We start from the raw sequence: 25,524 nt of genomic DNA on the forward strand, positions 1-25,524 counted from the left end.
TTACTCCGTGCCCGCAGGGTCGGCTTGCAGTTGGGTTTCGACTTCTACCGCCGGTTTCGCGTCCGGCTTGATCCACCAGGTATTGATGCCCACGTCATACTTGGGCGGGACCTTCGGATGGCCGATGTGATTCCAGTACGCCACGCGCCAGGTCTTGATGTGCCAGTTGGGGATCACGTAATAGCCCCATTGCAGCACGCGGTCCAGCGCGCGCGCGTGGGCCACCAGGCTTTTGCGCGAATCGGCGTTGATCAGTTGCTCAACCAGTTGATCGACCACCGGATCTTTCAGACCCATCGAGTTGCGGCTGCCAGGCTTGTCCGCCGCCGTAGACATCCAGAACTCGCGCTGCTCGTTGCCGGGCGAACTTGATTGCGGGAAGCCGCCGACCACCATGTCGAAGTCCCGCGAACGCACGCGGTTGATGTACTGCGAAACGTCGACCCGGCGGATCACCAGCTCGATCCCCAGATCACTCAGGTTGCGTTTGAACGGCAGCAGCACCCGCTCGAATTCGGTCTGGGCGAGCAGAAACTCGATGCTCACCGGTTTGCCCGTGGCGTCGACCATCTTGTCGTCAACGATGCGCCAGCCGGCCTCCTGCAGCAGTTGGTAGGCCTTGCGCTGCTGGGTGCGAATCATGCCGCTGCCGTCGGTGACCGGGTTCTCGAAGGCCTCATTAAACACCTGGTCAGGGATTTTGCCGCGAAACGGGTCGAGGATCGCCAGTTGATCGGCATCCGGCAGACCGGTCGCCGCCATCTCACTGTTCTCGAAATAACTGCGGGTGCGCGCATAGGCGCCGTTGAACAGTTGTTTGTTGGTCCACTCGAAATCCAGCAACAGGGTCATCGCCTGACGCACGCGTATATCCTGGAACACCGGACGACGCAGATTGAACACAAAACCCTGCATGCCGGTCGGGTTGCCGTTGGGGATTTGTTCCTTGATCAGGCGACCTTCGGTGACGGCCGGAACGTTGTAAGCGTTGGCCCAGCTTTTGGCGGTCATTTCCAGCCAGTAATCGAATTGCCCGGCCTTGAGTGCTTCCAGCGCGACCGTGTTGTCGCGGTAATAGTCGGTCAACATCACGTCGAAATTGTAGAAACCGCGATTGACCGGCAGGTCTTTGCCCCAGTAATCCTTGACCCGCTCGTAACGAATCGAGCGTCCGGCCTTCACTTCACTGACTTTGTAAGGGCCGCTGCCCAACGGCATTTCCAGATTGCCCTTGTTGAAGTCGCGGGTGGCCCACCAGTGCTTGGGCAGCACCGGCAACTGACCGAGGATCAGCGGCAATTCGCGGTTATTGCTGTGCTTGAACTTGAACAGCACGGTGTTCGGGGTTTCCGCGATGACTTCGGCGACATCGGCGTAGTAGCCGCGATACAGCGGCGCGCCTTCCTTGGTCAGCATGTCGAAACTGAACTGCACGTCTTCGGCGTGGATCGGGTGGCCGTCGTGAAAGCGTGCTTCCGGGCGAAGGTAGAAGCGCACCCAACTGTTGTCAGGAGCCTTCTCGATCTTGCCCGCGACCAGTCCGTACTCGGTAAACGGTTCGTCCAGGCTCTGTTTGGCGAGAGTGTCGTAGATCAGGCTGATGTCATCGGCCGGCACGCCTTTGCTGATGAACGGGTTGAGGCTGTCGAAGCCACCGGAACCGGCCTGGCGGAATGTGCCGCCCTTGGGCGCGTCCGGGTTGACGAAGTCGAAGTGCTTGAAGTCGGCTGGGTATTTCGGTGGCTCGTCGTACAAGGTCAGCGCATGTTGTGGGGCGGCGCAGGCCAGCCCGGCGAATAACAGGCCACTGGCCTGCAAGAGCAGGGCGCGTACAGGTTTCATCGATCTTTCTCCGAAGATTTCAACCACCACGCGCTCAGGCCCAGGGTATAGGGCGGCGTGGTGATGAAGGCGAACCGGTTGCGGTAAGCCAGACGGTGATAATTGAGGTACCAGTTGGGAATGATGTAGTGCTGCCACAGCAGGACTCGATCCAGCGCTTTGCCGGCGGCGACTTGCTGGTCGCGTGTTTGCGCCGCTAGCAGTTGTTCGAGCAAATGGTCGACCACCGGGTTGGCGATGCCGGCGTAATTTTTACTGCCCTTGATCCCGACCTGGCTGGAGTGAAAGTACTGCCACTGTTCCAGACCCGGGCTGAGCGTCTGGTTGAGCGTTAACAGGACCATGTCGAAATCGAATTGATCCAGGCGTTGTTTGTACTGGGCGCGGTCCACCGTGCGCAGCCGTGCGTCGATGCCGATGCTGGCGAGGTTCTCGACGTAGGGCTGAAGGATGCGTTCAAGATTGGGATTGACCAGCAGAATTTCCAGGCGCAGCGGCTGACCGTTGGCGTTCTCGACCCGTTGGCCATTGAGCTTCCAGCCAGCCTCGGCGAGCAGGTTCAGGCTCTTGCGCATGGTTTCCCGCGGGATGCCACGGCCATCGGTCTGCGGCAGGCTGAACGGTTCGGTCAGCAGCTTGACGGGAAGTTGCTCGCGAAACGGTGTGAGCATCAGCCATTCATGCCCGACCGGCAGCCCGGTCGCCGAGAATTCGCTATTGGGGTAGTAACTCAGCGCTCGTTTATAGGCGCCGCTGAACAGCGTGCGGTTGGTCCATTCGAAATCGAACATCAGCCCCAGCGCTTCACGGACCTTCTGGTCGGCGAAGGTCGCGCGCCGGCTGTTCATGAACAGGCCTTGGGTTTGCGTCGGGATCTGGTGCGGGATCTGCGCTTTGATCACATCGCCGCGACGCGCTGCCGGAAAGTTGTAGCCGTTCTGCCAGTTTTTCGCCTGATGCTCGATGTAGATATCAAATTCGCCGGCCTTGAAGGCTTCGAACGCGACGTCGCTGTCACGATAGAATTCCACTTCCATGCGGTTGACATTGTATTTGCCGCGATTGACCGGCAGGTCTTTGCCCCAGTAATCCTTGACCCGTTCGAACACCAGCTGCCGTCCGGGGCTGACCGAGGCAATACGATACGGCCCGCTGCCCAGTGGTGCTTCAAAGGTCGTGGCCTTGAAGTCGCGATTTTTCCAGTAATGCTGCGGCAATACCGGCAACTCGCCCAAACGCAGGATCAGCAACGGATTACCGGCGCGCTTGAAAACAAAACGGATGCGGTGCGGGTTGAGCACATCGACCCGCAACACTTCCTGCAGATTGGTGCGGTACTGCGGGTGACCTTCCTTGAGCAACAGGCGGTAGGAAAACGCCACGTCGTACGCAGTGATCGCAATGCCATCGTGAAACCGCGCCTCGGGGCGCAGATTGAACACCACCCAGCTGCGGTCTTCGGCATATTCCACCGAACGCGCGATCAGCCCGTAGCTGGACGTCGGTTCATCGCCGGAGGGCGCGTACTGGCCGGTGCCAACCATCAGCGGCTCATTCAGCTCGTTGATGCCGTACTGCAGGAAATTGGCCGTGCCGACCGGGCTGGTGCCCTTGAATGTGTAGGGGTTGAGCGTATCGAAGGTGCCAAACGCCATCACCCGCAATGTTCCGCCCTTGGGCGCTTGCGGGTTGACCCAATCGAAGTGGGTAAATCTGGCCGGGTACTTGAGCGTGCCGAACTGCGCATAACCGTGGCTTTCGCTGATCGTCGCGCTTGCGGGAGAGCTCAAGGCCAGGCTGATCAGGCAGAGAAGGAGAGGACGCTTCAAGTCAGAGGTTCGATCCAGGCGGCTTGGGCTAAGTGGACCGTACAGTAACAGCTTGTATGGGCAGGAAAAAGACACTGAATTAATGCGTTGTTAATTGCGGACGCGATCGCCCGGAGAACACAGTATTTGTGAAGGTCTTGCTCGCCACTGGAATCTCTGCAACCGCGAGATTTCAGCGGACCTCGAATCGCAGGCAAAAAAAGCCCCTGAACGTCAGGGGCTCCTTTTAATGCGGCGAGGACACCGTCAGCATCTGTCCCGGCTTCAGCGCTTGGCCAACCCGAGGGTTCCAGCGCTTGAGGTGCTGCATTTCCACATTGAAACGCTTGGCCACCATGTACAACGAGTCGCCTTGCTTGACCTTGTACTGAGTCTGCGCCTTTTTGCTGGACTTGCCGGCGGACTTGCTGTTTGCCGCCACGACGGTATTAACCCGTCCGGAGCCACGTTTCGAGGTGTCCTGCATGACCAGCGTCTGGCCAACCTTGAGGTTTTTGCCAGACGTCTTGTTCCAGCGCTGCAGGTCCTTGACGTCAACCTTGTTGGCCTTGGCGATTGTGCCCAGGTTGTCGCCGCGTTTGACCCGATAGGCGCGTTTGAGGCTGGCAATCTCGTTGCGATCAACACCCTCGAAGACCGGTTTTAGCGGCTTCTGGCTGATCAATTCGTCCGGTCGCATGGTCGACAGGCTGGCAGTCAGCAGTTGCGCTTTCGATGTCGGCACCAGCAAATGCTGAGGACCGTCGATGGTGGTGCGCTGTTTGAACGCCGGATTGAGCTGGAACAGCTCGTCTTCATCGATGTTAGCCACCGCCGCAACCTTGGACAGGTCCATGCGCTGGTTGATCTCGACCACCTGGAAGTAAGGCTCATTGGCGATCGGGCTGAGGTTCACGCCATAGGCTTCCGGTGCCAGCACCACCTGCGACAATGCAAGCAACTTGGGCACGTAGGCCTGGGTTTCGGCCGGCAGTGGCAGGTTCCAGTAATCGGTCGGCAGCCCCAGTTTTTCGTTGCGCTCGATGGCGCGGCTTACCGTGCCCTCGCCAGCGTTGTAGGCTGCAAGCGCCAACAGCCAGTCACCGTTGAACATGTCGTGCAGGCGGGTCAGATAATCCATTGCCGCAGTGGTCGACGCGGTGATGTCGCGGCGGCCATCATAAAAACGTGTCTGCCGCAGATTGAAATAACGGCCGGTGGACGGAATGAATTGCCACAAACCCACTGCATGGGCGCGCGAATAGGCCATCGGGTTGTAGGAGCTTTCAATCACGGGCAGCAGGGCCAGTTCCAGCGGCATGTTGCGCTCTTCGAGGCGCTCGACGATGTAATGAATGTAGAGGCTGCCGCGTTCGCCAGCCGATTCCAGGTAGGAGGGGTTGCTCGCGAACCACAGGCGCTGCTGCTCGACGCGTGGGTTGACGCCGACGTTGTCCTGCAACTGGAAACCCTGTCGCATGCGCTCCCAGACGTCCTGGGGAATTTGCGGAACAGGCTTTTCGGTGAGCCAGATGGGCTTCTGTTTGGCGCGTGCCGCGATATTCGGAGTGTGCGTCACTTCGGTCTGCGGCACATGGCTGGAACAGCCCGCCAACGTGGCGGACACGGCCACCGCGATGGCTTGAGCCAGGCGGGTCAATGCGTCTGAATGAATGGACTTACGAATAGATGACGACATTGGCTGGAAGTAAGTTCCGGGCAAAAATGTCGGGCGATTCTAGAAAGTGCACCCCTTGCGGTCAACCATTCAGATTTTTCGTACCCACCGGCAGGCCCTTTAGAACGTATCTTTCCACGCCCTCAGGGCCGCAAAAACTGCACTTGGCGACCGGTTGGCGGCCCCAGCCCGTTCGTCCAGTTTTTCTTTAACGGATGTTTCGCCTGTCCGCAGAAACGGATTGGTGAGTTTTTCCAGGGCCAGATTCGATGGCAGCGTGATGGTGCCGGCTGCGCGTTTCTGGATAACGTCGGCGAGCCGATCGGCGACATCCCGATTACCCGGTTCAACCGCGGCGGCGAAGCGCAGATTGCTCAGGGTGTACTCATGCGCGCAATACACCTGGGTGTTTTCGGGCAGCGACGCCAGACGGGTCAGCGAGGAATGCATCTGCTCAGGCGTGCCCTCGAACAGGCGCCCGCAACCGGCGGCGAACAGCGTGTCGCCACAGAACAGCATGCCTTGATGATAAAAAGCGATGTGGCCGGAGGTGTGGCCTGGAACGTCGATGACATCGAAGTCCAGCCCCAGGACGGTGATACGGTCGTTGTCGGCCAGCGCCACTTCCCGCGCCGGGATGGTTTCACGGGCAGGGCCGTAGACCTTTGCGTCTGTCGCATTTTTCAATGCCTGCACACCGCCGACATGGTCATGGTGGTGATGAGTGATCAGAATATCGCTCAACACCCAGTCCGGATGGGCTGACAACCAGGCCTGCACCGGCGCGGCATCGCCCGGATCGACCACGGCGCAGCGGCGGGCGTCAGTATCTTGTAACAACCAGATGTAGTTGTCGGAGAAGGCGCAGAGGGCTGTGATCTGTATCATCGTCGGATTCGCCAAGCGGAAAACAATGGCGCATCTTAGAACTTCCTGGCGCGTTGGAGAATGCAATGACTGATAAAGCGTTCGCTCAGGCCGATCCTGACTGGCTGGCCTTGATCAGTGCGGCCCGTGAATGGTTGTCGGGGCCGATCGGGCAATTTTTGCTGGACGAAGAACGGCGCATGCTCGAAGACGAGCTTGGGCGCTTCTTCGGTGGCTATCTGGTGCACTACGGGCCTTCGGCGCAGACACCACCGCCGGCGCCGCAGGTGCAGCGCAATGTGCGGCTCGGCGCACCGTTGCCGGGGGTCGAGATCGTTTGCGAAGAGCAGGCCTGGCCATTGAGCGAGCATGCCGCCGACGTTGTGGTGCTGCAACATGGCCTGGATTTCTGCCTGTCGCCCCACGGTTTGTTGCGTGAAGCGGCGAGCAGCGTGCGCCCCGGCGGGCATCTGCTGATCATTGGCATCAACCCATGGAGCACGTGGGGGCTGCGCCATGCGTTCGCCAATGATGGCTTGCGCAAGGCCCGTTGCATTTCACCTTCACGGGTCGGGGACTGGCTGAACCTGCTGGGTTTCGCGCTGGAGAAACGCCGCTTCGGGTGCTATCGTCCGCCGCTTGCATCCCCATCCTGGCAGGCTCGTCTCGCCGGTTGGGAGCGCAAGGCCGGGGACTGGCAGCTGTCGGGCGGCGGCTTTTATCTGTTGGTGGCGCGCAAGATCGTGGTGGGCCTGCGCCCCCTGCGCCAGGAGCGCCGCGAGCCGATGGGCAAGCTGATTCCCTTGCCGATGGCCAAGGTCAATCGCCGCAATATCGAACCGTAACACCTCTTTTACTTCCGGCCGGGTTCGCCCCGGCCTCGGGCATCGTTGATCGCAGATCGGCGAGCCACGGCATTTTCTGGATAGATTGGCATGAGCGATAGCGTAGAACTTTTCACCGACGGCGCCTGCAAAGGCAATCCCGGCCCGGGCGGCTGGGGCGCGCTGCTGGTGTGCAAGGGTGTCGAAAAGGAACTCTGGGGCGGCGAAGCCAACACCACCAATAACCGCATGGAGTTGATGGGCGCTATCCGTGGCCTGGAAGAACTCAAGCGTTCGTGCGACGTGTTGCTGGTCACAGACTCGCAGTACGTGATGAAAGGCATCAATGAGTGGATGGACAACTGGAAGAAGCGCGGCTGGAAGACTGCCGCGAAAGAACCGGTGAAAAATGCCGATCTGTGGAAACTTCTCGATGAACAGGTCAATCGCCACAATGTCACCTGGAAATGGGTACGGGGACACATCGGCCATCACGGTAACGAACGCGCTGATCAGTTGGCCAATCGTGGCGTTGATGAGGTTCGCGGGTACAAGCAGGCCTGATTTGAGACCGCTGATGCACCGCGCTGCGGCCAATCGCCAGCACGGTGTACCTGAAAGCCCCTTGCGAGCGTGATAACATCCGCGCTTTTGCACGATTGAACCGTTGAGAGCTGAGCACTGATGGCCACCAGATCCGTTGTACTCGATACCGAAACCACTGGCATGCCGGTGACTGACGGCCACCGGATTATCGAAATCGGTTGTGTCGAGCTGATTGGCCGGCGCCTGACCGGCCGCCACTTCCACGTTTACCTGCAGCCGGATCGCGAAAGTGACGAGGGCGCCATCGGCGTGCACGGCATCACCAACGAATTCCTGGTGGGTAAACCGCGTTTCACCGAAGTGGCCGATGAGTTCTTCGAATTCATCAAGGGTGCGCAACTGATCATCCATAATGCGGCGTTCGACATTGGCTTCATCAACAACGAATTCGCCCTGATGGGTCAGCACGATCGGGCGGACATCACGCAACACTGCTCGATTCTCGACACCTTGATGATGGCCCGGGAACGTCACCCAGGGCAGCGCAACAGCCTCGACGCGTTGTGCAAACGCTATGGCGTCGACAACTCCGGGCGTGAACTGCACGGCGCCTTGCTCGACTCCGAGATTCTCGCCGACGTTTACCTGACCATGACCGGTGGCCAGACCAGCCTGTCTCTGGCGGGCAATGCCTCCGATGGCAATGGTTCAGGCGAGGGCTCGGACAACTCGGCCACCGAAATCCGCCGGCTGCCTGCCAATCGTCAGCCAACCCGAATCATCGCCGCCAACGACGATGATCTGGCGCAGCACGTAGCGCGCCTGGAAGCCATCGCCAAAGCGGCGGGTGCGCCTTCGCTGTGGCAGCAACTGGCCGAGGCCAAAGCTCAGGCCTGAGACTCTGTAGCAGCTGCCGCAGGCTGCGTCCGGCGGAGCCGGTTGTTCAATTGATTTTCCCGGCCATCTTGCTGACCGCCGACGCAGCCTGCGGCAGCAGCTACAGGTGGTCGAACTTGCAGCATCAGGGGTCACCAGTGTTCCACCTTGGGGCATTCCCCCCTCGCCACATCCGCTCCAACCCTCTACCCTGAGTCAATTGGCAGGTCTCGGTCTGCCCCTCAGGACACTGAGCTTATGTACAAAGACTTGAAATTCCCGGTGCTGATCGTCCATCGCGACATCAAGGCAGACACTGTCGCCGGTGATCGCGTGCGCGGGATTGCTCGCGAGCTGGAGCAGGAAGGTTTCAGCATCGTCTCGGCGGTCGATTACACCGAGGGGCGTCTGGTTGCCTCGACGCATCACGGCCTCTCGTGCATGTTGATCGCCGCCGAAGACCCGAGCGCCAATTCCCACCTGCTGCAGAACATGGCCGACCTGATTGGCCTGGCACGTGTGCGTGCGCCAGACTTGCCGATTTTTGCCCTCGGCGAGCAGGTCACCCTCGAAAACGCGCCCGCCGACGCCATGGATGAGCTCAATCAGCTGCGCGGCATCCTTTATCTGTTCGAAGATACGGTGCCGTTTCTCGCGCGGCAGGTAGCCCGGGCAGCACGCAAATACCTCGACGGTTTACTTCCGCCGTTCTTCAAGGCATTGGTCCAGCACACCGCTGATTCCAATTATTCATGGCACACGCCCGGGCACGGCGGCGGTGTGGCGTATCACAAAAGTCCGGTGGGGCAGGCCTTTCACCAGTTTTTTGGAGAAAACACCCTGCGCTCGGACTTGTCAGTGTCGGTGCCCGAGCTCGGGTCGCTGCTCGATCACACCGGTCCGCTGGCCGAAGCGGAAGCCCGCGCGGCGCGTAATTTTGGCGCGGATCACACCTTCTTCGTGATCAATGGCACCTCGACCGCCAACAAGATTGTCTGGCATGCGATGGTCGCCCGTGATGACCTGGTGCTGGTCGATCGCAACTGCCATAAATCGGTGTTGCACTCGATCATCATGACCGGCGCGATTCCTCTGTACTTGTGCCCTGAGCGCAACGAGCTGGGGATCATCGGGCCGATACCGCTCAGCGAGTTCAGCCGAGAATCGATCCAGGCCAAGATCGACGCCAGTCCGTTGACCAAGGGCCGAGAGCCCAAGGTCAAGCTTGCCGTGGTCACCAACTCGACCTATGACGGCCTCTGCTATAACGCCGAGCTGATCAAGCAAAGTCTCGGCAACAGCGTAGAGGTCCTGCACTTCGACGAGGCCTGGTACGCCTACGCGGCGTTTCACGAATTTTTTGCCGGACGTTACGGCATGGGCACTTCACGCAGCGAAGATAGCCCGATGGTGTTTACCACCCATTCCACTCACAAATTGCTCGCGGCGTTCAGCCAGGCTTCGATGATTCATGTACAGGATGGTGGCGCGCGGCCGCTCGACCGCGACCGTTTCAACGAAGCTTTCATGATGCACATTTCCACTTCGCCGCAGTACAGCATCATTGCCTCGCTGGACGTCGCATCGGCCATGATGGAAGGCCCTGCCGGGCATTCGCTGCTGCAGGAAATGTTCGACGAGGCTCTGAGTTTTCGTCGCGCGCTGGCTAACCTGCGTCAGCACATCGCCGCCGATGACTGGTGGTTTTCCATCTGGCAGCCACCCTCGGTTGAAGGCATCGAACGGGTATCGACGGTAGACTGGTTGCTGCAACCCGACGCCGATTGGCACGGTTTTACCGGCGTGACCGATGACTATGTGCTGCTCGATCCGATCAGGGTCACGCTGGTGATGCCCGGTTTGACAGCCGGCGGTGCGCTGAGCGAGCGGGGCATACCTGCAGCGGTGGTCAGCAAATTTCTCTGGGAGCGCGGGCTGGTCGTCGAAAAGACCGGCCTGTATTCGTTTCTGGTGTTGTTCTCGATGGGCATCACCAAAGGCAAATGGAGCACGTTGTTGACCGAGTTGCTGGAGTTCAAACGCAGCTATGACGCCAATGTCAGTCTTTCCATTTGCCTGCCCTGCGTGGCTCAACAGGATGTCGCGCGTTATCGCGACATGGGCCTGCGCGACCTGTGCGATCAGTTGCACGACTGTTATCGCAGCAATACCACCGCCAGGAATCTCAAGCGCATGTACACCGTTTTGCCGGAGATCGCCATGAAGCCTGCTGACGCCTATGATCACCTGGTGCGCGGCGAGGTCGAAGCGGTGCCGATCGATGCATTGGAGGGCCGGATTGCCGCTGTCATGCTGGTGCCGTATCCGCCGGGGATCCCGTTGATCATGCCCGGCGAACGTTTCACCCAGTCAACCCGTTCGATCAATGATTACCTGGCGTTTGCCCGAACATTTGACAGCAGCTTCCCGGGCTTTGTCGCCGATGTGCACGGCTTGCAGCGTGAAGACGAGGGCAATGGGCGGCTTTACACCGTCGATTGCATCAAGGAGTGAGGACCTTTCCCAGTATGCAACCGGTGATGAATCCGAAATACCCAGGGCTGTCCGTGCGCGTTGCCGATGACGGTTTCGCGGCATATGTCTGGGGCAGTGATTTCAGTTTCGACGTCGCCGCCTATGGCGCAGCCGAAGTGGGTAAACCCGTCGATCAATGGCCGGTGACGCCGATTACCCCCTACCGCAAGTGCTACGGCATCGACCCCGAAGAGTTTGGCAGTTTTCGCGATGCCGTCGATAGCGCGATTTTCATGGCCTACCTGGATGACGAGCCGGTAGGCCATCTGGTGATCAGCACCAACTGGAACGGCTTTGCCCATATCGACGAGCTCGCGGTGCATGCGCCGGCGCGTCGGCACGGCGTGGCCAAGGCATTGCTGGACGTCGCGCAGTTCTGGAGTCGCAAGAAAAAGTTACCGGGCATCATGCTGGAGACCCAGAACAATAACCTTGGCGCCTGTCGACTCTACGAACGCTGCGGTTATGTGATTGGCGGCGTGGATCATTTGCGCTATCGCGGCATTGATCCAAATACCGCAGAAATGGCGCTGTTCTGGTACCGACTGTTTGATAATCCGCTGGAAAGTACGCTCAGCTCGATAAAATCGCCGCGGCTTGTTCCTTGACGATGTCCAGCAGCGCCTGAGCGGCGGGCGTGGGCTCGGCATTTTTCAGTGTCAGCGCATACAGACAGATCGGCACCGCAGGTACCAACGGGCAGGCATCAAGGCCGGCGGATTTGGCGCCGAGCGCGGTGAACGGGTCAACGATTGCCAGGCCCTCGCCGGCCTCGACCATGCTGCGCATCATCTGATGCGTCTGCACCCGGATATGGATCACCGGGGCAGGTCGGAGCATTTGCAATTTGTTGTCGAACGCCGGGCTTAGCGGGTCATGACCCTCTAGGCCGACCATCGCCTGGCCGGCGAGGTCCTGCAGGGCAATGTATTTCTGCTTTGGTTGCAGCCAGCCGTGCGGCGCCAGCAACTGCAGCTTGCCTTGGGCAATCTGCTGGCAATCAATATCGACATGCTGTGGATCGTGCAGGCTCAGCCCCACGTCGCTTTCGCGAAGCAGAAGACTGCGGACGATGTCGCAGGTTGCTTCGCTCAGCAGCGTACAGGGGGCATCGGGAAAACGTCGGCGCAGAGCTGCAATGCTTTGCGGCAATAACTGTTGCGCAAGCGCTGGCGTGCAAAGGATTCGGAGGGGCGGCGCATGGTAATGCTTGAGGCTTGCGGCCAGGCGTTGGATTGGCTCGAGTGCGGCGTACAGATGAGCGATTTCGCCCTGCAGGTCCCGTGCCTCGCGCGTAGCCTGCAACCGGCCGCGCACGCTGGAAAAAAGCATGAAACCCAACTGACTCTCGGCGTCGTGCAGCAGATGCTCGACGTCGGCCACCGGCAATTGCAGCCATTCAGCGGCGGTGCCCAGGTGACCGGTCTGCAGCAGCGCCTGGATCACTTCAATGTGGCGTAAACGCATGCGTGAAGTCCATGTTCGGCAGGTAAGGGAGTCAGTGGCTGAATCCTAACTCAAGTCCGCGCATATGACTTCTGCTCATAACCGCGGGTTATGAGGCCACGTTCGTTTCGGGTTCGCGAGTGAGGGTGATACCTGATTGCACCAGCACAAATTCGTTGTCGTCGAGTTTGTTGAGCCGGTCGCCAATCGCCAGCTTGTATGTGGTGACAGGCGCCGAGCCGGCCAGGTCGCCTGCCGACGGAGTAGACTCCTGGAACTCGTGAACGGAATAAACACGGCCTTCCGCGTCTCTTGCATGGAACTGACCGACGAGTACTGCTGCCATCTGCTTAGAACCTCTGGAGATAAATCACTCAATTTGCGGATCTGTAGACCGTGCATGGGCGAGGTAAGTTTTCTTACCGGAAAAAAATAGTCAGGGGGACGCATTTATCACTCGCCCCCTGCTTGGAACGTCATCTATAACTACAGGCTCTTTCCATCGGACAGTCGAGAACACTTACATGAGCAACGTTTATACGATCGCCGTTGTAGTTGGCAGCTTGAGAAAGGAATCGATCAATCGCAAAGTCGCTTTGGCCCTTGCTGACCTCGCACCCGCCCATCTCAAACTCAACATCGTCGAAATCGGTGATCTGCCGCTCTATAACGAAGACATCGATGGTGCTTCTCCGCCGGCAGCCTACAGCACTTTCCGACAACAAGTGAGCTCATCCGACGCGTTGCTGTTCGTCACCCCGGAATACAACCGTTCGGTGCCGGCGCCGTTGAAGAACGCGATTGACGTCGGCTCGCGGCCCTACGGCCAGAGCTGCTTCAGTGGCAAGCCTGGGGCGGTGATTAGCGTTTCGCCAGGCGCCATTGGCGGTTTCGGGGCGAATCATCATTTGCGCCAGTCTATGGTGTTTCTCGATGTGCCAATGATGCAACAGCCGGAAGCTTATCTGGGTGGGGCAGGTACGGCTTTCGATGAAGCGGGTCAACTGTCCGAAACGGTCAGGCCTTTCCTGCAGAAATTCATCGACGGCTACGCCAAGTGGGTCGAGCAACACAAAAAGATCTGACACCTCAAGCCACCGTAAACCCTGTAGCAGCTGCCGAACCTGCGAGGCTGCGTCCGGCTGCGCAGCAGTCGTGATTCGGCTGCTGCGCTGTGCCTGCCGACATTTTTCAAATAATGAACGACGTTGCGCCCGACGCAGCCCAGCAGGCTCGGCAGCTGCTACACGGTCCGCGTGTCCACAAGATAGCGCTTTACTGGATATACGAAATTCCATATGTTCTCACCTGATTCTGCCCGAACCGTCTTCCGGATCGTTCGCGGGTGTCGATTCCCCATTCCTTCAAGGCTGCATTGCATGCTTATTGCGTCGTTGATTTTCCTGCTGACCATCACCTTGGTGATCTGGCAACCCAAGGGCCTTGGAGTTGGCTGGAGCGCGGCATTGGGCGCGGTGCTTGCGCTGATTTCCGGCGTCGTTCACCTCAGTGATATTCCGCTGGTGTGGCAGATCATTTGGAACGCTACCGGTACGTTTATCGCGCTGATCATCATCAGCCTGTTGCTGGACGAGGCAGGTTTTTTTGCTTGGGCGGCGTTGCACGTGGCGCGTTGGGGGCGCGGTAGTGGGCGCAAGCTGTTCGCCTTCATGGTCCTGCTCGGCGCGCTGGTGTCGGCGCTGTTTGCCAATGACGGCGCGGCATTGATCCTCACGCCGATTGTGATTTCGATGCTGCTGGCGTTGCGGTTTTCCCCGGCAGCGACATTGGCGTTCGTCATGGGCGCCGGCTTCATTGCCGACACGGCGAGCCTGCCGCTGGTGGTGTCGAACCTGGTGAACATCGTCTCGGCCGATTTTTTCAACATCGGCTTCAATCGTTATGCAGCGGTGATGGTGCCCGTCAACTTTGTCAGCGTCGCGGCCACGCTGGGCATGCTGATGTGGTTCTTCCGCCGCGATATTCCCAAAGCGTACGACCCTGAGCAGCTTGAGCATCCGGCCAGTGCCATTCATGACAAGGCGACGTTTTTTGCCGGTTGGGCGGTGCTGGCGATTTTGCTGATTGGCTGCTTCGCGCTGGAACCGTTGGGTATTCCGATCAGCGCAATTTCGGCGGTGTGCGCGGCGCTGCTGCTGGCGATTGCCGCGCGCGGTCACAAGATTTCCACCCGTAAGGTGATAAAGGAAGCGCCCTGGCAAATCGTGATTTTCTCGCTGGGCATGTACCTGGTGGTTTACGGCTTGCGCAATGCCGGGCTCACCGATTATCTGGCGGGTTGGCTGAATGCTTTCGCCGGGTATGGGATTTGGGGCGCTGCAATGGGCACCGGGGTGTTGACGGCGTTGCTGTCATCGATGATGAACAACATGCCGACGGTGTTGGTCGGCTTGCTGTCTATCGAAGCGAGCCAGGCGACCGGGGTGATCAAAGAAGCGATGATTTACGCCAACGTGATTGGCAGCGACCTGGGGCCGAAGATTACCCCGATCGGCAGTCTGGCGACGTTGTTATGGCTGCACGTGTTGCAGCGCAAGGGTATCCGGATTGGCTGGGGATATTATTTCAAGGTCGGGATCGTGCTGACCGTGCCGGTATTGCTGTTGACGTTGGCGGCGCTGGCGGTGCGGTTGTCTGTCTGAAAATCGGGTTGGCCTCATTCGCGAGCAAGCCCGCTCCCACAGGGAATTGGGAACGCCGTAATTCCAGTGTGGGAGCGGGCTCGCTCGCGAAGAGGCCCGTCCTGGCGGCACAAAACTCAGCCATTTCCCGGCACATTCGGCCAGAGATCGGCCACTAGAAAAAGCCGCTCTGCTTCCTCCCAGTCGCCATCACCATTCTCGACCAGACGCACCAGCAACTGTGCGGGGGCCAGTGGTTCCAGCGCCGTTAGCCAGGCGTTCAACTGTTCGGCGCTCCAGGTCTGATCCGCCGGATAATGCGCCGGTGCCAGCCAGGCGTGGCGGGGCAGGGGTTGCCAGCGGCCTGGCGGACGTTGCGCGACAAAGTCCGGCCAATCCTTCTGATGCAACCAACTGCCGCGCAAATGCTGCGGATGGGCACCCGTCGGGGCTTGCGCCTGTCCCGGCCACGGGTACAACAAATAGCCACCCAGCCACAGATGCGCACTGAACTGCTGAATATCCAGCGCCGCCAGCACTTCGCGGCTTTCCGGGCGCGCAGAGATCGGCAGTTGATGCTGGCTCAAGTGCGCCAGTTTGCGATCCAGCCGATCATGACAGCCCGGGCCCAGCCACTGCGCGGTGTCCTGCCCATCGCCACCTTGCGGGCCGAGGTAAAGCTTGATCGCCAATTCCAGATGATGCACGCCGTCGCGGTCACGCAGCAGCATGTCCAGCTCGCCCAGCGTGTGGCCTGCGCGCCGGATCGGCAGGTTGGCGGCGATCAGCTCGATGCCCGGCGCGTGCCTCACCGCATACTGCCACAGCCGTTCGTAATACAGACCCAGGCGTCGGGTTCGTGCCTGGGCCAGCCAGTGCAGCAAGTCGTAACTGTCGTGATCCAGTTGCCGCAGCCATCGCTCAAGCTGTTCGGGCGCCTGCACCCAGTCGCTGCCGGCCAGCGGATGGCGCTGCGGCCACGGCGTGACCGCGAGCATCGGCGGCGCGAGGATGACCCACGCCAGGTCGCGCACTTCCGGGTGGCGCAACTGGTGGGGTAACTGCAGCAAATCGGGAAATAGGATCATCTTGCGAGCATAGCCTCAAACCTGAGTGGACCTGCGGGGCTGAAAGGATTTTGTCTATCCCGCGCTTTCGCCCATAATCGTGTTTCTCGCCGTCGCAGACCCTGACTCTAGGAGCCCCATGGAGCAATTTCGTAATATCGGCATCATCGGTCGCCTGGGCAGTTCGCAGGTGCTGGATACCGTCCGCCGACTGAAACGCTTTCTGCTCGATCGTCACCTGCACGTGATCCTCGAAGACACCATCGCTGAAGTCCTGCCGGGCCATGGCTTGCAAACCTCGTCGCGGAAGATGCTCGGTGAAGTCTGTGACATGGTGATTGTCGTCGGCGGCGACGGCAGCCTGCTCGGCGCTGCGCGCGCTCTGGCGCGACACAATATTCCGGTGCTGGGCATCAACCGTGGCAGCCTTGGCTTTCTTACGGACATTCGCCCGGACGAGCTGGAAGTCAAAGTCGCCGAAGTGCTCGACGGCCATTATCTGGTGGAAAATCGCTTCCTGCTGCAGGCCGAAGTCCGCCGTCACGCCGAGGCCATCGGTCAGGGCGATGCGCTGAACGACGTGGTGCTGCACCCCGGCAAATCGACGCGGATGATCGAGTTCGAACTGTACATCGACGGCCAGTTCGTCTGCAGTCAGAAGGCCGACGGCCTGATTGTCGCGACGCCCACCGGGTCGACCGCTTACGCCTTGTCGGCGGGTGGCCCGATCATGCATCCCAAGCTCGACGCTATTGTGATTGTGCCGATGTACCCCCATACCTTGTCGGGCAGGCCGATCGTGGTCGATGGCAACAGTGAGCTGAAAATCGTCGTGTCCAAAGATATGCAGATCTATCCGCAAGTTTCCTGTGACGGGCAGAACCACTTCACCTGCGCGCCGGGCGACACCATTACTGTCAGCAAGAAAGCGCAGAAACTGCGCCTGATTCACCCGCTCGACCACAACTACTATGAAGTCTGCCGAACCAAACTCGGCTGGGGCAGCAAGTTGGGCGGTGGAGGCGACTGATGCTCGATCCCGCGCGTAGCTACGACCTGATCGGTGACGTGCACGGTTGCGCTCTGACCCTAGAGCACTTGCTCGACCGGCTCGGTTATCACAAGCATGGTGGCGTCTGGCGGCATCCGTCGCGCATGGCGGTGTTCGTCGGTGACATCATCGACCGCGGCCCGCGCATTCGCGAAGCGCTGCACATCGTCCACGACATGGTCGAGGCCGGGCAGGCCCTGTGCATCATGGGCAATCACGAATTCAACGCGCTCGGCTGGAGCACTCCCGCGCCGCCGGGCAGTGGCAAGCAGTTTGTGCGCGAGCACACCCCGCGTCATGCGCGTCTGCTGGGGGAAACCCTGAAGCAGTTCGAAGGCCATCCGGGCGATTGGCATGACTTTCAGGAATGGTTCTACCAGATGCCTTTGTTCGTCGATGCCGGGCGATTCCGTGTGGTGCATGCCTGTTGGGATGCCGGACTGATCGAGCCGCTGCGTGCGCTGTTCCCCAGCGGCTGCGTCGACGAAGCTTTCCTGCAAGCGTCGGCAATCCCCGGCAGCTTCGCCTGCACGGTATTCGATCGACTGTTGCGCGGTACCGACATGCGTTTGCCCGACGGGCTGACCATGATCAGTGGCGACGGCCTGACCCGGTCGTTTTTCCGCACCAAATTCTGGGAAGACGACCCGCAAACTTACGGAGACATCGTGTTCCAGCCAGACGCATTGCCCGAACCGGTGGCCCTGACGCCGCTGTCGTCCAACGAAAAAAATACCCTGTTGCGCTACGGCGCCGATGAGCCGTTGCTGTTCGTCGGCCATTACTGGCGCAGTGGCAAACCGGCACCGATCCGTCCGAATCTGGCCTGCCTGGATTACAGCGCAGTGTTGTACGGCAAGCTGTGTGCCTACCGCCTCGATCAGGAAACCCGGCTCGAACCGGACAAATTTGTCTGGGTCGACGTCGAGCGCCCGGAGATGCTGCAATGAGTGCCGTCGCCGTGTTGCGCTTGCCGCTGAATGTGGATCTCAGCGGCTTCGTCAAATTGCTGCAACGCATGCAAGTGCCGCATCGGGTCAGCGAAGAGAAGGGCGAACAAGTGCTGTGGGTGCCGGCCAACATCAGTGCAGACGTGCGTTCATTATATGAACGGTTCCCGGCAGGCGACCCCGATCAGCACATGGACATCCCGGCGGCGCAGACGGCCAAGCGGCCTGGGTTTGTCGAGCAACTACGCCATGCCAAGGCCACCGCGCTGGTGCTGATCTTCAGCCTGATCGTCGGCGCGGTGACGCTGCTCGGCGAAAACCTCGAAACCATGCGCTGGCTGACCTTTCTCGATTTTCGCATTGTCGGCGAGTACATCCACTTCGTTCCGTTGGCCGACAGCCTGGCGGCGGGGCAGTGGTGGCGACTGGTGACACCGATGCTGATCCACTTCGGCATCCTCCACCTGGCCATGAACGGCATGTGGTACTGGGAGCTGGGGCGGCGCATCGAGTCGCGGCAGGGCAGCATCAACCTGATCGGCCTGACGTTGCTGTTCGCCGTGGCGTCCAACTATGCCCAGTTCGTTTTCAGCGGGCCGACCCTGTTCGGCGGCCTGTCCGGTGTGCTGTATGGCTTGCTCGGGCATTGCTGGATCTTCCAGGTGCTGGCGCCGAACCCGGCTTATCGCCTGCCGCGTGGCGTGCTGGTGATGATGCTGGTGTGGTTGCTGGTGTGCCTGTCCGGGGTGATCTCATTGATCGGCTTCGGTGAAATCGCCAACGCGGCCCACGTGAGCGGGTTGCTCGTCGGATGCCTGACCGGTTTGTTGGGCGGCTTGTACAACCGCCGTAAACTGGCCGTCTAAAACTGTTACGTGTGAAACAAGAGAGCGCGGAGACCGAATGTCCTCTTTCAACGAAATGATCAACAACATCACACCCGATATCTACCAGAGCCTGAAACTGGCGGTGGAGATCGGTAAATGGTCCGACGGCAACAAGCTGACGGCCGAGCAACGCGAACTCTCGCTGCAAGCGATGATCGCCTGGGAAATCCAGAACCTGCCCGAGGAAGAACGCACCGGTTACATGGGCCCGCAGGAATGCAGTTCGAAGTCGATCAGCGTGCCCAACATTCTGTTCAAGTCGGATGCCATCCATTGATCGAGATTGGCCGCGGTGCAATCAGCAAAATGTCGGCGCGCCTTGACGGGCCGCATGTGCAGTACGCGTTTCGTCTGGGCGAGACCGAGGTGCCGGTCAATCCGTTGATCGGCAGCACGATACGTCTCGAGTTTCTGGGAGCGATCCATTGTTCCCATTGTGGACGCAAGACCAAAACCAGTTTCAGCCAGGGTTACTGCTACCCGTGCATGACCAAACTGGCGCAGTGCGATCTGTGCATCATGAGCCCCGAACGCTGCCACTTCGAGGCCGGTACCTGCCGTGATCCGGAGTGGGGCACGACGTTCTGCATGACCGATCATGTGGTTTATCTGTCGAATTCCTCAGGGGTAAAAGTCGGCATCACCCGCGCCACTCAGCTGCCGACTCGCTGGATCGATCAGGGCGCGCGCCAGGCTTTGCCGATCATGCGCGTCTCGACCCGTCAGCAATCGGGCTTCGTCGAAGACCTGTTCCGCAGTCAGGTAGCCGACAAAACCAACTGGCGTGCTTTACTCAAGGGCGAAGCGGTGTCGGTGGATCTGGCACAAGTGCGTGATCAGCTGTTCGAAAGCTGCGCGCAAGGTTTGCAAGGTTTGCAGGAACGATTCGGTCTACAGGCCATTCAGACTATTGCCGACGTGGAACCGATTGAAATCCGCTACCCGGTCGAGCAGTACCCGGCCAAGATCGTCAGTTTCAACCTGGACAAGAATCCGATCGCCGAAGGCACGCTGTTGGGAATCAAAGGGCAATATCTGATTTTCGACACCGGCGTGATCAATATTCGTAAGTACACGGCTTATCAGCTCGCCGTGCATCAGTAAGGACTCCAGCATGCGCACCGAACAACCGAAGATGATTTACCTGAAGGACTATCAGGCGCCCGAGTACCTGATCGACGAGACGCACCTGACCTTCGAGTTGTACGAGGACCACAGCCTGGTCCATGCGCAACTGGTGATGCGCCGCAACCCCGAACGTGGCCCAGGCCTGCCGCCGCTGGTGCTGGATGGTCAGCAACTGGAGTTGTTGTCGGTGACGCTGGCTGACCGTGAGCTGAGCGAAGCCGACTACCAGGTAAGCGAGAACCATCTGACCCTGCAGCCGACCAGCGAAACCTTCACGGTCGACACCAGCGTCAAAATTCATCCGGAAACCAATACCGCGCTGGAAGGCCTGTACAAATCCGGCACGATGTTCTGCACCCAGTGCGAGGCCGAAGGCTTCCGCAAGATCACCTATTACCTCGACCGCCCGGACGTGATGAGCACGTTCACCACCACTGTGGTCGCCGAACAGCACAGCTACCCGGTGCTCTTGTCCAACGGCAACCCGATTGCCAGCGGCCCCGGCGAAGACGGCCGGCACTGGGCGACGTGGGAAGACCCGTTCAAGAAACCCGCTTATCTGTTCGCGCTGGTGGCCGGTGACTTGTGGTGCGTCGAAGACACGTTCACCACCATGACCGATCGCACCGTGGCGCTGCGCATTTATGTCGAGCCGGAAAACATCGACAAATGCCAGCACGCCATGAACAGCTTGAAGAAGTCCATGCGTTGGGACGAAGAGGTCTACGGTCGCGAGTACGATCTGGACATCTTCATGATCGTCGCAGTGAATGACTTCAACATGGGCGCGATGGAGAACAAGGGCCTCAACATCTTCAACTCCAGCGCCGTGCTCGCTCGCGCCGAAACAGCCACCGACGCCGCGCATCAGCGGGTCGAGGCGATTGTCGCTCACGAGTACTTTCACAACTGGTCGGGCAACCGCGTGACCTGCCGCGACTGGTTTCAGTTGTCGCTGAAAGAAGGCTTCACGGTGTTCCGCGACTCCGGATTCTCGGCCGACATGAACTCGGCGACGGTCAAGCGCATTCAGGACGTGGCGTACCTGCGCACGCACCAGTTTGCCGAAGACGCCGGCCCGATGGCCCACGCAGTGCGCCCGGACAGCTTCATCGAAATCGCCAACTTCTACACCCTCACCGTGTACGAAAAGGGTTCGGAAGTGGTGGGCATGATCCACACCTTGCTCGGCGCCGAAGGCTTTCGCAAAGGCAGCGACCTGTACTTCGAACGCCACGATGGCCAGGCCGTGACGTGCGACGATTTCATCAAAGCCATGGAAGATGCCAATGGCGTCGACCTGACCCAGTTCAAGCGCTGGTACAGCCAGGCCGGTACGCCACGGTTGGCGGTCAGTGATTCCTACGACGCTGCCGCGAAAACCTACAGCCTGACGTTCCGCCAGAGCTGCCCGGAAACCCCTGACAAAGTTGAAAAACTGCCGTTCGTGATTCCTGTGGAATTGGGGCTGCTGAATGGTAATGGTGACGAAATTGCACTGCGTTTGGTTGGTGAGGCCAGCGCGCAAGGCACGTCGCGAGTGATTTCGGTGACCGAAGCCGAGCAGACGTTCACTTTCGTCGACATCGACCAACAGCCGTTGCCGTCGCTGCTGCGCGGTTTCTCCGCGCCGGTGAAACTGAGTTTCCCGTACACCCGCGATCAACTGATGTTCCTGATGCAACACGACAGCGACGGTTTCAACCGTTGGGACGCTGGTCAGCAACTGTCGGTGCAAGTCCTGCAAGAGTTGATTGCGGATCATCAGAACGGTGAAGCGTTGGTGCTGGATCAGCGCCTGATCACTGCGTTACACAGCGTGCTGACGGATGAAACGCTGGATCAGGCGATGGTCGCGGAAATGCTATCGCTGCCAGGCGAGGCGTATCTGACAGAAATCAGCGAAGTGGCTGACGTTGAGGCTATCCACATCGCCCGGGAATTTGCTCGCAAGCAACTGGCGAACAATCTGTTCGAACCGCTGTGGCTGCGTTACCAGGCCAACCGCGATCTGTCGAAGAAGACGCCGTACGTTGCAGAAGCCGAGCACTTCGCTCGCCGCGCGTTGCAGAACATTGCGCTGTCGTACCTGATGCTCAGCGAGAAGGCCGAAGTGTTGGCGGCGACGCTTGAACAGTTCGAGTCCAGCGACAACATGACCGAGCGCCTGACGGCGTTGGCGGTGTTGGTGAATTCGCCGTTTGAAGAGCAGAAGGCTACGGCATTGGCGACCTTTGCTGAACACTTCAAGGACAACCCGCTGGTCATGGATCAGTGGTTCAGCGTACAGGCTGGCAGTCCGCTGCCGGGTGGGCTGGAGCGGGTGCGTCAGTTGATGCAGCATCCTGCTTTCACTATGAAAAACCCGAATAAGGTGCGGGCGCTCGTTGGTGCGTTTGCCGGGCAGAACCTGATCAACTTCCATGCGCCGGATGGTTCGGGGTATCGCTTCCTGGCGGATCTGGTGATTGAGTTGAACGGCTTCAATCCGCAGATTGCTTCACGGCAATTGGCGCCGCTGACTCGCTGGCGCAAATATGACGACAAGCGACAGGCATTGATGAAAGGCGAGCTGGAGCGGATTCTTGCTTCGGGCAACTTGTCGAGTGATGTGTTTGAGGTGGTCAGCAAGAGCCTGGCTTGAGGCTGGCTTTGCTTCTGCAGGTACGGCCCTGTAGGAGCGAAGCTTGCTCGCGAAAGCGGTCTGCGGCGCGGCCCGATGCTTTCGGATGTACTCGACTCCCTGTAGGAGCTGGCTTGCCAGCGATAGCGATGTCTTGCGCGGATAGTTTTTGTGGGTGTACATATCCATTGCTGCGATGAGGGCTGCTATTTGTTTCGCCCTTACGGCGAGTCACTTGGAAGAGCCCCAAGTAACCAAAGGCTCTTGCCCCTGACGTCCGGTAGCTCGCCTAGGCTCGCCATGCCTTCGCTCCGGTCCTGCTCCGAGGGCCCGGCGCGATCGGCCATCCTTGGCCGTGCGCGCCTAACCCGGCATCCATGCCGGGTTACCCACTGCGCAGAACCTGCGCTCAGCCTCCCGACGGTGCGCTAACAGCCACAGCGCGCCGAGGCGGCCTTATAGCCGAGCTGGCTCGCCAGGGGTTCACCAAATCCGCGAAGCAACACAACACTCTGTAGCAGCTGGCGCAGCCTGCGTCCGGCTGTGCAACAGTCGTAAAATCGGGCGGTGCGGTGTGATAGTTAGCCGCCTGCTCAGAATCGACAACGACAACGACAACTGCGCAGCCGGACGCAGGCTGCGCCAGCTGCTACAGCTCCCGTGGCGCGTCGGGCTGAATGGGTCTTGCAGACGAAATCTGTGATCTGCTTTGCTTTGCTTTGCTTCAGATCTTGATCTTGATCTGCCCCGTCGGAAGGCCGAGCGCAGGTTCTGCGCAGTGGGCAACCCGGCAAGGATGCCGGGTTAGCTGCCGCCGGTCATGGATGGCCGATGGCAGCGGGCCCACGGAGCAGGACCGGAGCGAGGGCATGGCGAGCCTTAGCGAGCCACCGTACGTCAGGGGCGCAGGCGCTTGGTTACTTGGCGCATTTCCAAGTAACCCGCCGTAAGGGCGGAACCAATAGCAGCCCTAACCGCAGCAACGGATATGTACACCGTCAAAATCCAAGTCGCCCGACATACCGCCATCGCGAGCAAGCTTGCTCCTACAACTGATCGGGGACAGCCGTAGCTGAATGGTTGCCTGACATACCGCCATCGCGAGCAAGCTTGCTCCTACAACTGATCGGGGACAGCCGTAGCTGAATGGTTGCCTGACATACCGCCATCGCGAGCAAGCTTGCTCCTACAACTGATCGGGGACAGCCGTAGCTGAATGGTTGCCTGACATACCGCCATCGCGAGCAAGCTTGCTCCTACAACTGATCGGGGACAGCCGTAGCTGAATGGTTGCCTGACATACCGCCATCGCGAGCAAGCTTGCTCCTACAACTGATCGGGGACAGCCGTAGCTGAATGGTTGCCTGACATACCGCCATCGCGAGCAAGCTTGCTCCTACAACTGATCGGGGACAGCCGTAGCTGAATGGTTGCCTGACACACCGCCTTCGCAACCGAGTCACAATCACCCCACCTGATACCCAAACATTCAGCCAACCCGTCCAACACCCAGGTTAACAAAAGATAACGCGGCGTCGATTGTCAGACCTTTCCAAACCCCGATAGGATAAGCCAGCTTCCGAAGGGGCTCTGGATTGCGGGTTTCAGGATTATGCTCTTAACCTGTCGATCACCGCGAGCACCCCTTGCGGCGCCCTGAAAGGTTGAACGACCTAACAATAATAATGGGGGAAGGTCTATGAGTGAGCCTGTCATGGGTGTGGGTACCTGCCGCCCGCCGGCGCTACGCAGATTCGCGTTGCTGGCTACAGCGCTCTCGCTGTTGGGCTGTGCCGTGTTGTCGGCTCCTGTGCTGGCCGCCGCGGCGCCGGCATCTGATGTTGTTTATTCCATTGAGTCTGCCAAAGCCAGCAAAAGCCTGATGCTCGACGTCGTGCATGCAGGCGCTCGTCTGATCGCTGTCGGCGATCGTGGGCACATTCTGTATTCCGATGACCAGGGCAAAACCTGGACACAAGCCAAAGTGCCGACCCGGCAGTTGCTGACAGCGGTGTTTTTTGTCGATGACAAGCACGGCTGGGCCGTCGGCCACGATGCCCAGATCCTCGCCACCGAGGACGGCGGCACCACCTGGACCAAGCAATTCGAAGAACTGACACGCGAATCGCCGCTGCTCGACGTCTGGTTTCAGGACGTCAACAGCGGCTTTGCCGTGGGCGCTTACGGTGCGTTGATGGCCACCACCGATGGCGGCAAACACTGGGAAGACGTCAGCGATCGGCTCGACAACGAAGATCAGTTTCACCTCAACGCCATCGCGGCGGTGAAGGATGCCGGGCTGTTCATTGTCGGCGAACAAGGCAGCATGTTCCGCTCCGCCGATTGGGGCGAGACCTGGGAAAAGCTGGAAGGCCCCTATGAAGGCTCGCTTTTCGGCGTGATCGGCACCGCCCAGGCCAACACGATGCTGGCGTACGGCCTGCGCGGCAACCTGTACCGGTCCACCGATTTCGGCACTACCTGGGAGCCGGTCGAGTTGAAAGCCACGCGCGGCGCGCTGGAGTTCGGCCTGTCCGGGGCTACGCTGCTTGATGACGGTTCCATCGTGATCGTAGGCAACGGTGGCAGCGTGGTGCGCAGCAACGACGACGGCCAGACCTTCAGCGTGTTCAACCGACCGGATCGCATTTCCGTTTCGGCAGTCACTGCGGCGGGCAACGGCAATCTGATACTGGCAGGACAGGGCGGCGTTCGCGCCACTTCGCCAACCGGCGCCGAGCTGGGCAAATAATA

At 59.7% G+C, this 25,524-nt stretch carries 21 protein-coding genes; 14 read left to right on the forward strand and 7 right to left on the reverse strand.

Features of this window, described 5'->3' with window-relative positions:
- The 4 genes from ACYZTS_RS19295 to gloB all read right to left on the reverse strand — a co-directional run bounded on the left by ACYZTS_RS19295 (window position 1) and on the right by gloB (window position 6,216).
- Window positions 1-1,842, reverse strand: coding sequence for an extracellular solute-binding protein (locus tag ACYZTS_RS19295; protein ID WP_461991315.1), 1,842 nt, complete (start codon window positions 1,840-1,842; stop codon window positions 1-3).
- Window positions 1,839-3,671 carry an extracellular solute-binding protein gene (locus tag ACYZTS_RS19300; RefSeq protein WP_461991317.1) on the reverse strand — a complete coding sequence of 611 codons (1,833 nt, stop codon included), beginning with the start codon at window positions 3,669-3,671 and terminating at the stop codon, window positions 1,839-1,841. Before ACYZTS_RS19300 ends, ACYZTS_RS19295 begins: the two co-directional genes overlap by 4 nt.
- Before the next feature lie 226 nt (window positions 3,672-3,897).
- Window positions 3,898-5,349: a transglycosylase SLT domain-containing protein gene (locus tag ACYZTS_RS19305; protein ID WP_028621124.1), complete on the reverse strand. Its 1,452-nt coding sequence runs from the start codon at window positions 5,347-5,349 to the stop codon at window positions 3,898-3,900.
- A 99-nt stretch (window positions 5,350-5,448) separates the two neighbouring features.
- A complete protein-coding gene (gene gloB, locus ACYZTS_RS19310; protein ID WP_461991319.1) occupies window positions 5,449-6,216 on the reverse strand; it encodes a hydroxyacylglutathione hydrolase in 768 nt (255 codons plus the stop codon).
- A 65-nt stretch (window positions 6,217-6,281) separates the two neighbouring features.
- Here gloB and ACYZTS_RS19315 point away from each other — a divergent pair, with 65 nt between their 5' ends.
- From ACYZTS_RS19315 to ACYZTS_RS19335, 5 genes are all read left to right on the forward strand, one after another.
- Complete coding sequence (locus ACYZTS_RS19315) at window positions 6,282-7,040, forward strand: class I SAM-dependent methyltransferase (RefSeq protein WP_461991321.1); 759 nt, start codon at window positions 6,282-6,284, stop codon at window positions 7,038-7,040.
- A 90-nt stretch (window positions 7,041-7,130) separates the two neighbouring features.
- Complete coding sequence (gene rnhA / locus ACYZTS_RS19320; protein ID WP_008028618.1) at window positions 7,131-7,583, forward strand: ribonuclease HI; 453 nt, start codon at window positions 7,131-7,133, stop codon at window positions 7,581-7,583.
- Window positions 7,584-7,703: 120 nt separating this feature from the next.
- On the forward strand, window positions 7,704-8,462 hold the full coding sequence (dnaQ, locus tag ACYZTS_RS19325) for a DNA polymerase III subunit epsilon (RefSeq protein ID WP_461991323.1): 759 nt from the start codon (window positions 7,704-7,706) through the stop codon (window positions 8,460-8,462).
- A 237-nt stretch (window positions 8,463-8,699) separates the two neighbouring features.
- On the forward strand, window positions 8,700-10,955 hold the full coding sequence (locus ACYZTS_RS19330) for an Orn/Lys/Arg family decarboxylase (protein WP_461991325.1): 2,256 nt from the start codon (window positions 8,700-8,702) through the stop codon (window positions 10,953-10,955).
- Window positions 10,956-10,969: 14 nt separating this feature from the next.
- On the forward strand, window positions 10,970-11,584 hold the full coding sequence (locus tag ACYZTS_RS19335) for a GNAT family N-acetyltransferase (protein WP_028621129.1): 615 nt from the start codon (window positions 10,970-10,972) through the stop codon (window positions 11,582-11,584).
- Here ACYZTS_RS19335 and ACYZTS_RS19340 read toward each other — a convergent pair.
- Complete coding sequence (locus tag ACYZTS_RS19340; RefSeq protein WP_461991326.1) at window positions 11,550-12,443, reverse strand: LysR substrate-binding domain-containing protein; 894 nt, start codon at window positions 12,441-12,443, stop codon at window positions 11,550-11,552. The genes ACYZTS_RS19335 and ACYZTS_RS19340 overlap by 35 nt on opposite strands.
- A gap of 88 nt (window positions 12,444-12,531) precedes the next feature.
- The gene (locus ACYZTS_RS19345; protein WP_461991328.1) at window positions 12,532-12,768 is read right to left on the reverse strand and encodes a hypothetical protein; all 237 of its coding nucleotides are present in this window, start codon (window positions 12,766-12,768) and stop codon (window positions 12,532-12,534) included.
- A gap of 178 nt (window positions 12,769-12,946) precedes the next feature.
- Between ACYZTS_RS19345 and ACYZTS_RS19350 the strand changes: the two genes are divergently transcribed.
- Both ACYZTS_RS19350 and ACYZTS_RS19355 read left to right on the forward strand, forming a co-directional pair.
- Window positions 12,947-13,507, forward strand: coding sequence for an NADPH-dependent FMN reductase (locus tag ACYZTS_RS19350; RefSeq protein WP_028621132.1), 561 nt, complete (start codon window positions 12,947-12,949; stop codon window positions 13,505-13,507).
- 294 nt (window positions 13,508-13,801) lie between these two features.
- Window positions 13,802-15,085, forward strand: a complete 1,284-nt coding sequence (locus ACYZTS_RS19355; protein WP_461991330.1) for an arsenic transporter — start codon at window positions 13,802-13,804, stop codon at window positions 15,083-15,085.
- 116 nt (window positions 15,086-15,201) lie between these two features.
- On the opposite strand, the gene ACYZTS_RS19360 is transcribed toward ACYZTS_RS19355, so the two are convergent.
- Window positions 15,202-16,152, reverse strand: a complete 951-nt coding sequence (locus ACYZTS_RS19360; RefSeq protein ID WP_028621134.1) for a DUF1853 family protein — start codon at window positions 16,150-16,152, stop codon at window positions 15,202-15,204.
- Between the two features lie 118 nt (window positions 16,153-16,270).
- On the opposite strand from ACYZTS_RS19360, the gene ACYZTS_RS19365 reads away from it, so the two are divergent.
- The 7 genes from ACYZTS_RS19365 to ACYZTS_RS19395 all read left to right on the forward strand — a co-directional run bounded on the left by ACYZTS_RS19365 (window position 16,271) and on the right by ACYZTS_RS19395 (window position 25,522).
- Complete coding sequence (locus ACYZTS_RS19365; protein WP_007988608.1) at window positions 16,271-17,161, forward strand: NAD(+) kinase; 891 nt, start codon at window positions 16,271-16,273, stop codon at window positions 17,159-17,161.
- A complete protein-coding gene (locus ACYZTS_RS19370) occupies window positions 17,161-18,132 on the forward strand; it encodes a metallophosphoesterase (protein WP_461991332.1) in 972 nt (323 codons plus the stop codon). Before ACYZTS_RS19365 ends, ACYZTS_RS19370 begins: the two co-directional genes overlap by 1 nt.
- Entirely contained in the window at window positions 18,129-18,998 is an 870-nt protein-coding gene (locus tag ACYZTS_RS19375; RefSeq protein WP_461991334.1) for a rhomboid family intramembrane serine protease, read from the forward strand. Before ACYZTS_RS19370 ends, ACYZTS_RS19375 begins: the two co-directional genes overlap by 4 nt.
- Window positions 18,999-19,035: 37 nt before the next feature.
- Window positions 19,036-19,296, forward strand: a complete 261-nt coding sequence (locus ACYZTS_RS19380; RefSeq protein WP_028621137.1) for a YeaC family protein — start codon at window positions 19,036-19,038, stop codon at window positions 19,294-19,296.
- Window positions 19,293-20,123 (forward strand): DUF2797 domain-containing protein, encoded by an 831-nt coding sequence (locus tag ACYZTS_RS19385; RefSeq protein WP_461991337.1) that lies wholly within the window; start codon window positions 19,293-19,295, stop codon window positions 20,121-20,123. The genes ACYZTS_RS19380 and ACYZTS_RS19385 overlap by 4 nt, the downstream gene beginning before the upstream one ends.
- A gap of 10 nt (window positions 20,124-20,133) precedes the next feature.
- A complete protein-coding gene (gene pepN / locus ACYZTS_RS19390; RefSeq protein WP_461991339.1) occupies window positions 20,134-22,791 on the forward strand; it encodes an aminopeptidase N in 2,658 nt (885 codons plus the stop codon).
- A 1,678-nt stretch (window positions 22,792-24,469) separates the two neighbouring features.
- A complete protein-coding gene (locus tag ACYZTS_RS19395; RefSeq protein ID WP_461991341.1) occupies window positions 24,470-25,522 on the forward strand; it encodes a WD40/YVTN/BNR-like repeat-containing protein in 1,053 nt (350 codons plus the stop codon).
- Window positions 25,523-25,524: the final 2 nt, after the last annotated feature.

The sequence above is a fragment of the Pseudomonas sp. TMB3-21 genome (assembly GCF_054898145.1).

Excerpts from the sequence above, each read along its gene's own strand:
- ACYZTS_RS19295 (WP_461991315.1), bottom strand. The coding sequence starts at position 1,842 with ATGAAACCTGTACGCGCCCTGCTCTTGCAGGCCAGTGGCCTGTTATTC.
- ACYZTS_RS19305 (WP_028621124.1), bottom strand. The coding sequence starts at position 5,349 with ATGTCGTCATCTATTCGTAAGTCCATTCATTCAGACGCATTGACCCGC.
- gloB (WP_461991319.1), bottom strand. The coding sequence starts at position 6,216 with ATGATACAGATCACAGCCCTCTGCGCCTTCTCCGACAACTACATCTGG.
- ACYZTS_RS19315 (WP_461991321.1), top strand. The coding sequence starts at position 6,282 with ATGACTGATAAAGCGTTCGCTCAGGCCGATCCTGACTGGCTGGCCTTG.
- rnhA (WP_008028618.1), top strand. The coding sequence starts at position 7,131 with ATGAGCGATAGCGTAGAACTTTTCACCGACGGCGCCTGCAAAGGCAAT.
- dnaQ (WP_461991323.1), top strand. The coding sequence starts at position 7,704 with ATGGCCACCAGATCCGTTGTACTCGATACCGAAACCACTGGCATGCCG.
- ACYZTS_RS19330 (WP_461991325.1), top strand. The coding sequence starts at position 8,700 with ATGTACAAAGACTTGAAATTCCCGGTGCTGATCGTCCATCGCGACATC.
- ACYZTS_RS19335 (WP_028621129.1), top strand. The coding sequence starts at position 10,970 with ATGCAACCGGTGATGAATCCGAAATACCCAGGGCTGTCCGTGCGCGTT.
- ACYZTS_RS19340 (WP_461991326.1), bottom strand. The coding sequence starts at position 12,443 with ATGCGTTTACGCCACATTGAAGTGATCCAGGCGCTGCTGCAGACCGGT.
- ACYZTS_RS19345 (WP_461991328.1), bottom strand. The coding sequence starts at position 12,768 with ATGGCAGCAGTACTCGTCGGTCAGTTCCATGCAAGAGACGCGGAAGGC.
- ACYZTS_RS19350 (WP_028621132.1), top strand. The coding sequence starts at position 12,947 with ATGAGCAACGTTTATACGATCGCCGTTGTAGTTGGCAGCTTGAGAAAG.
- ACYZTS_RS19355 (WP_461991330.1), top strand. The coding sequence starts at position 13,802 with ATGCTTATTGCGTCGTTGATTTTCCTGCTGACCATCACCTTGGTGATC.
- ACYZTS_RS19360 (WP_028621134.1), bottom strand. The coding sequence starts at position 16,152 with ATGATCCTATTTCCCGATTTGCTGCAGTTACCCCACCAGTTGCGCCAC.
- ACYZTS_RS19365 (WP_007988608.1), top strand. The coding sequence starts at position 16,271 with ATGGAGCAATTTCGTAATATCGGCATCATCGGTCGCCTGGGCAGTTCG.
- ACYZTS_RS19370 (WP_461991332.1), top strand. The coding sequence starts at position 17,161 with ATGCTCGATCCCGCGCGTAGCTACGACCTGATCGGTGACGTGCACGGT.
- ACYZTS_RS19375 (WP_461991334.1), top strand. The coding sequence starts at position 18,129 with ATGAGTGCCGTCGCCGTGTTGCGCTTGCCGCTGAATGTGGATCTCAGC.
- ACYZTS_RS19380 (WP_028621137.1), top strand. The coding sequence starts at position 19,036 with ATGTCCTCTTTCAACGAAATGATCAACAACATCACACCCGATATCTAC.
- pepN (WP_461991339.1), top strand. The coding sequence starts at position 20,134 with ATGCGCACCGAACAACCGAAGATGATTTACCTGAAGGACTATCAGGCG.
- ACYZTS_RS19395 (WP_461991341.1), top strand. The coding sequence starts at position 24,470 with ATGAGTGAGCCTGTCATGGGTGTGGGTACCTGCCGCCCGCCGGCGCTA.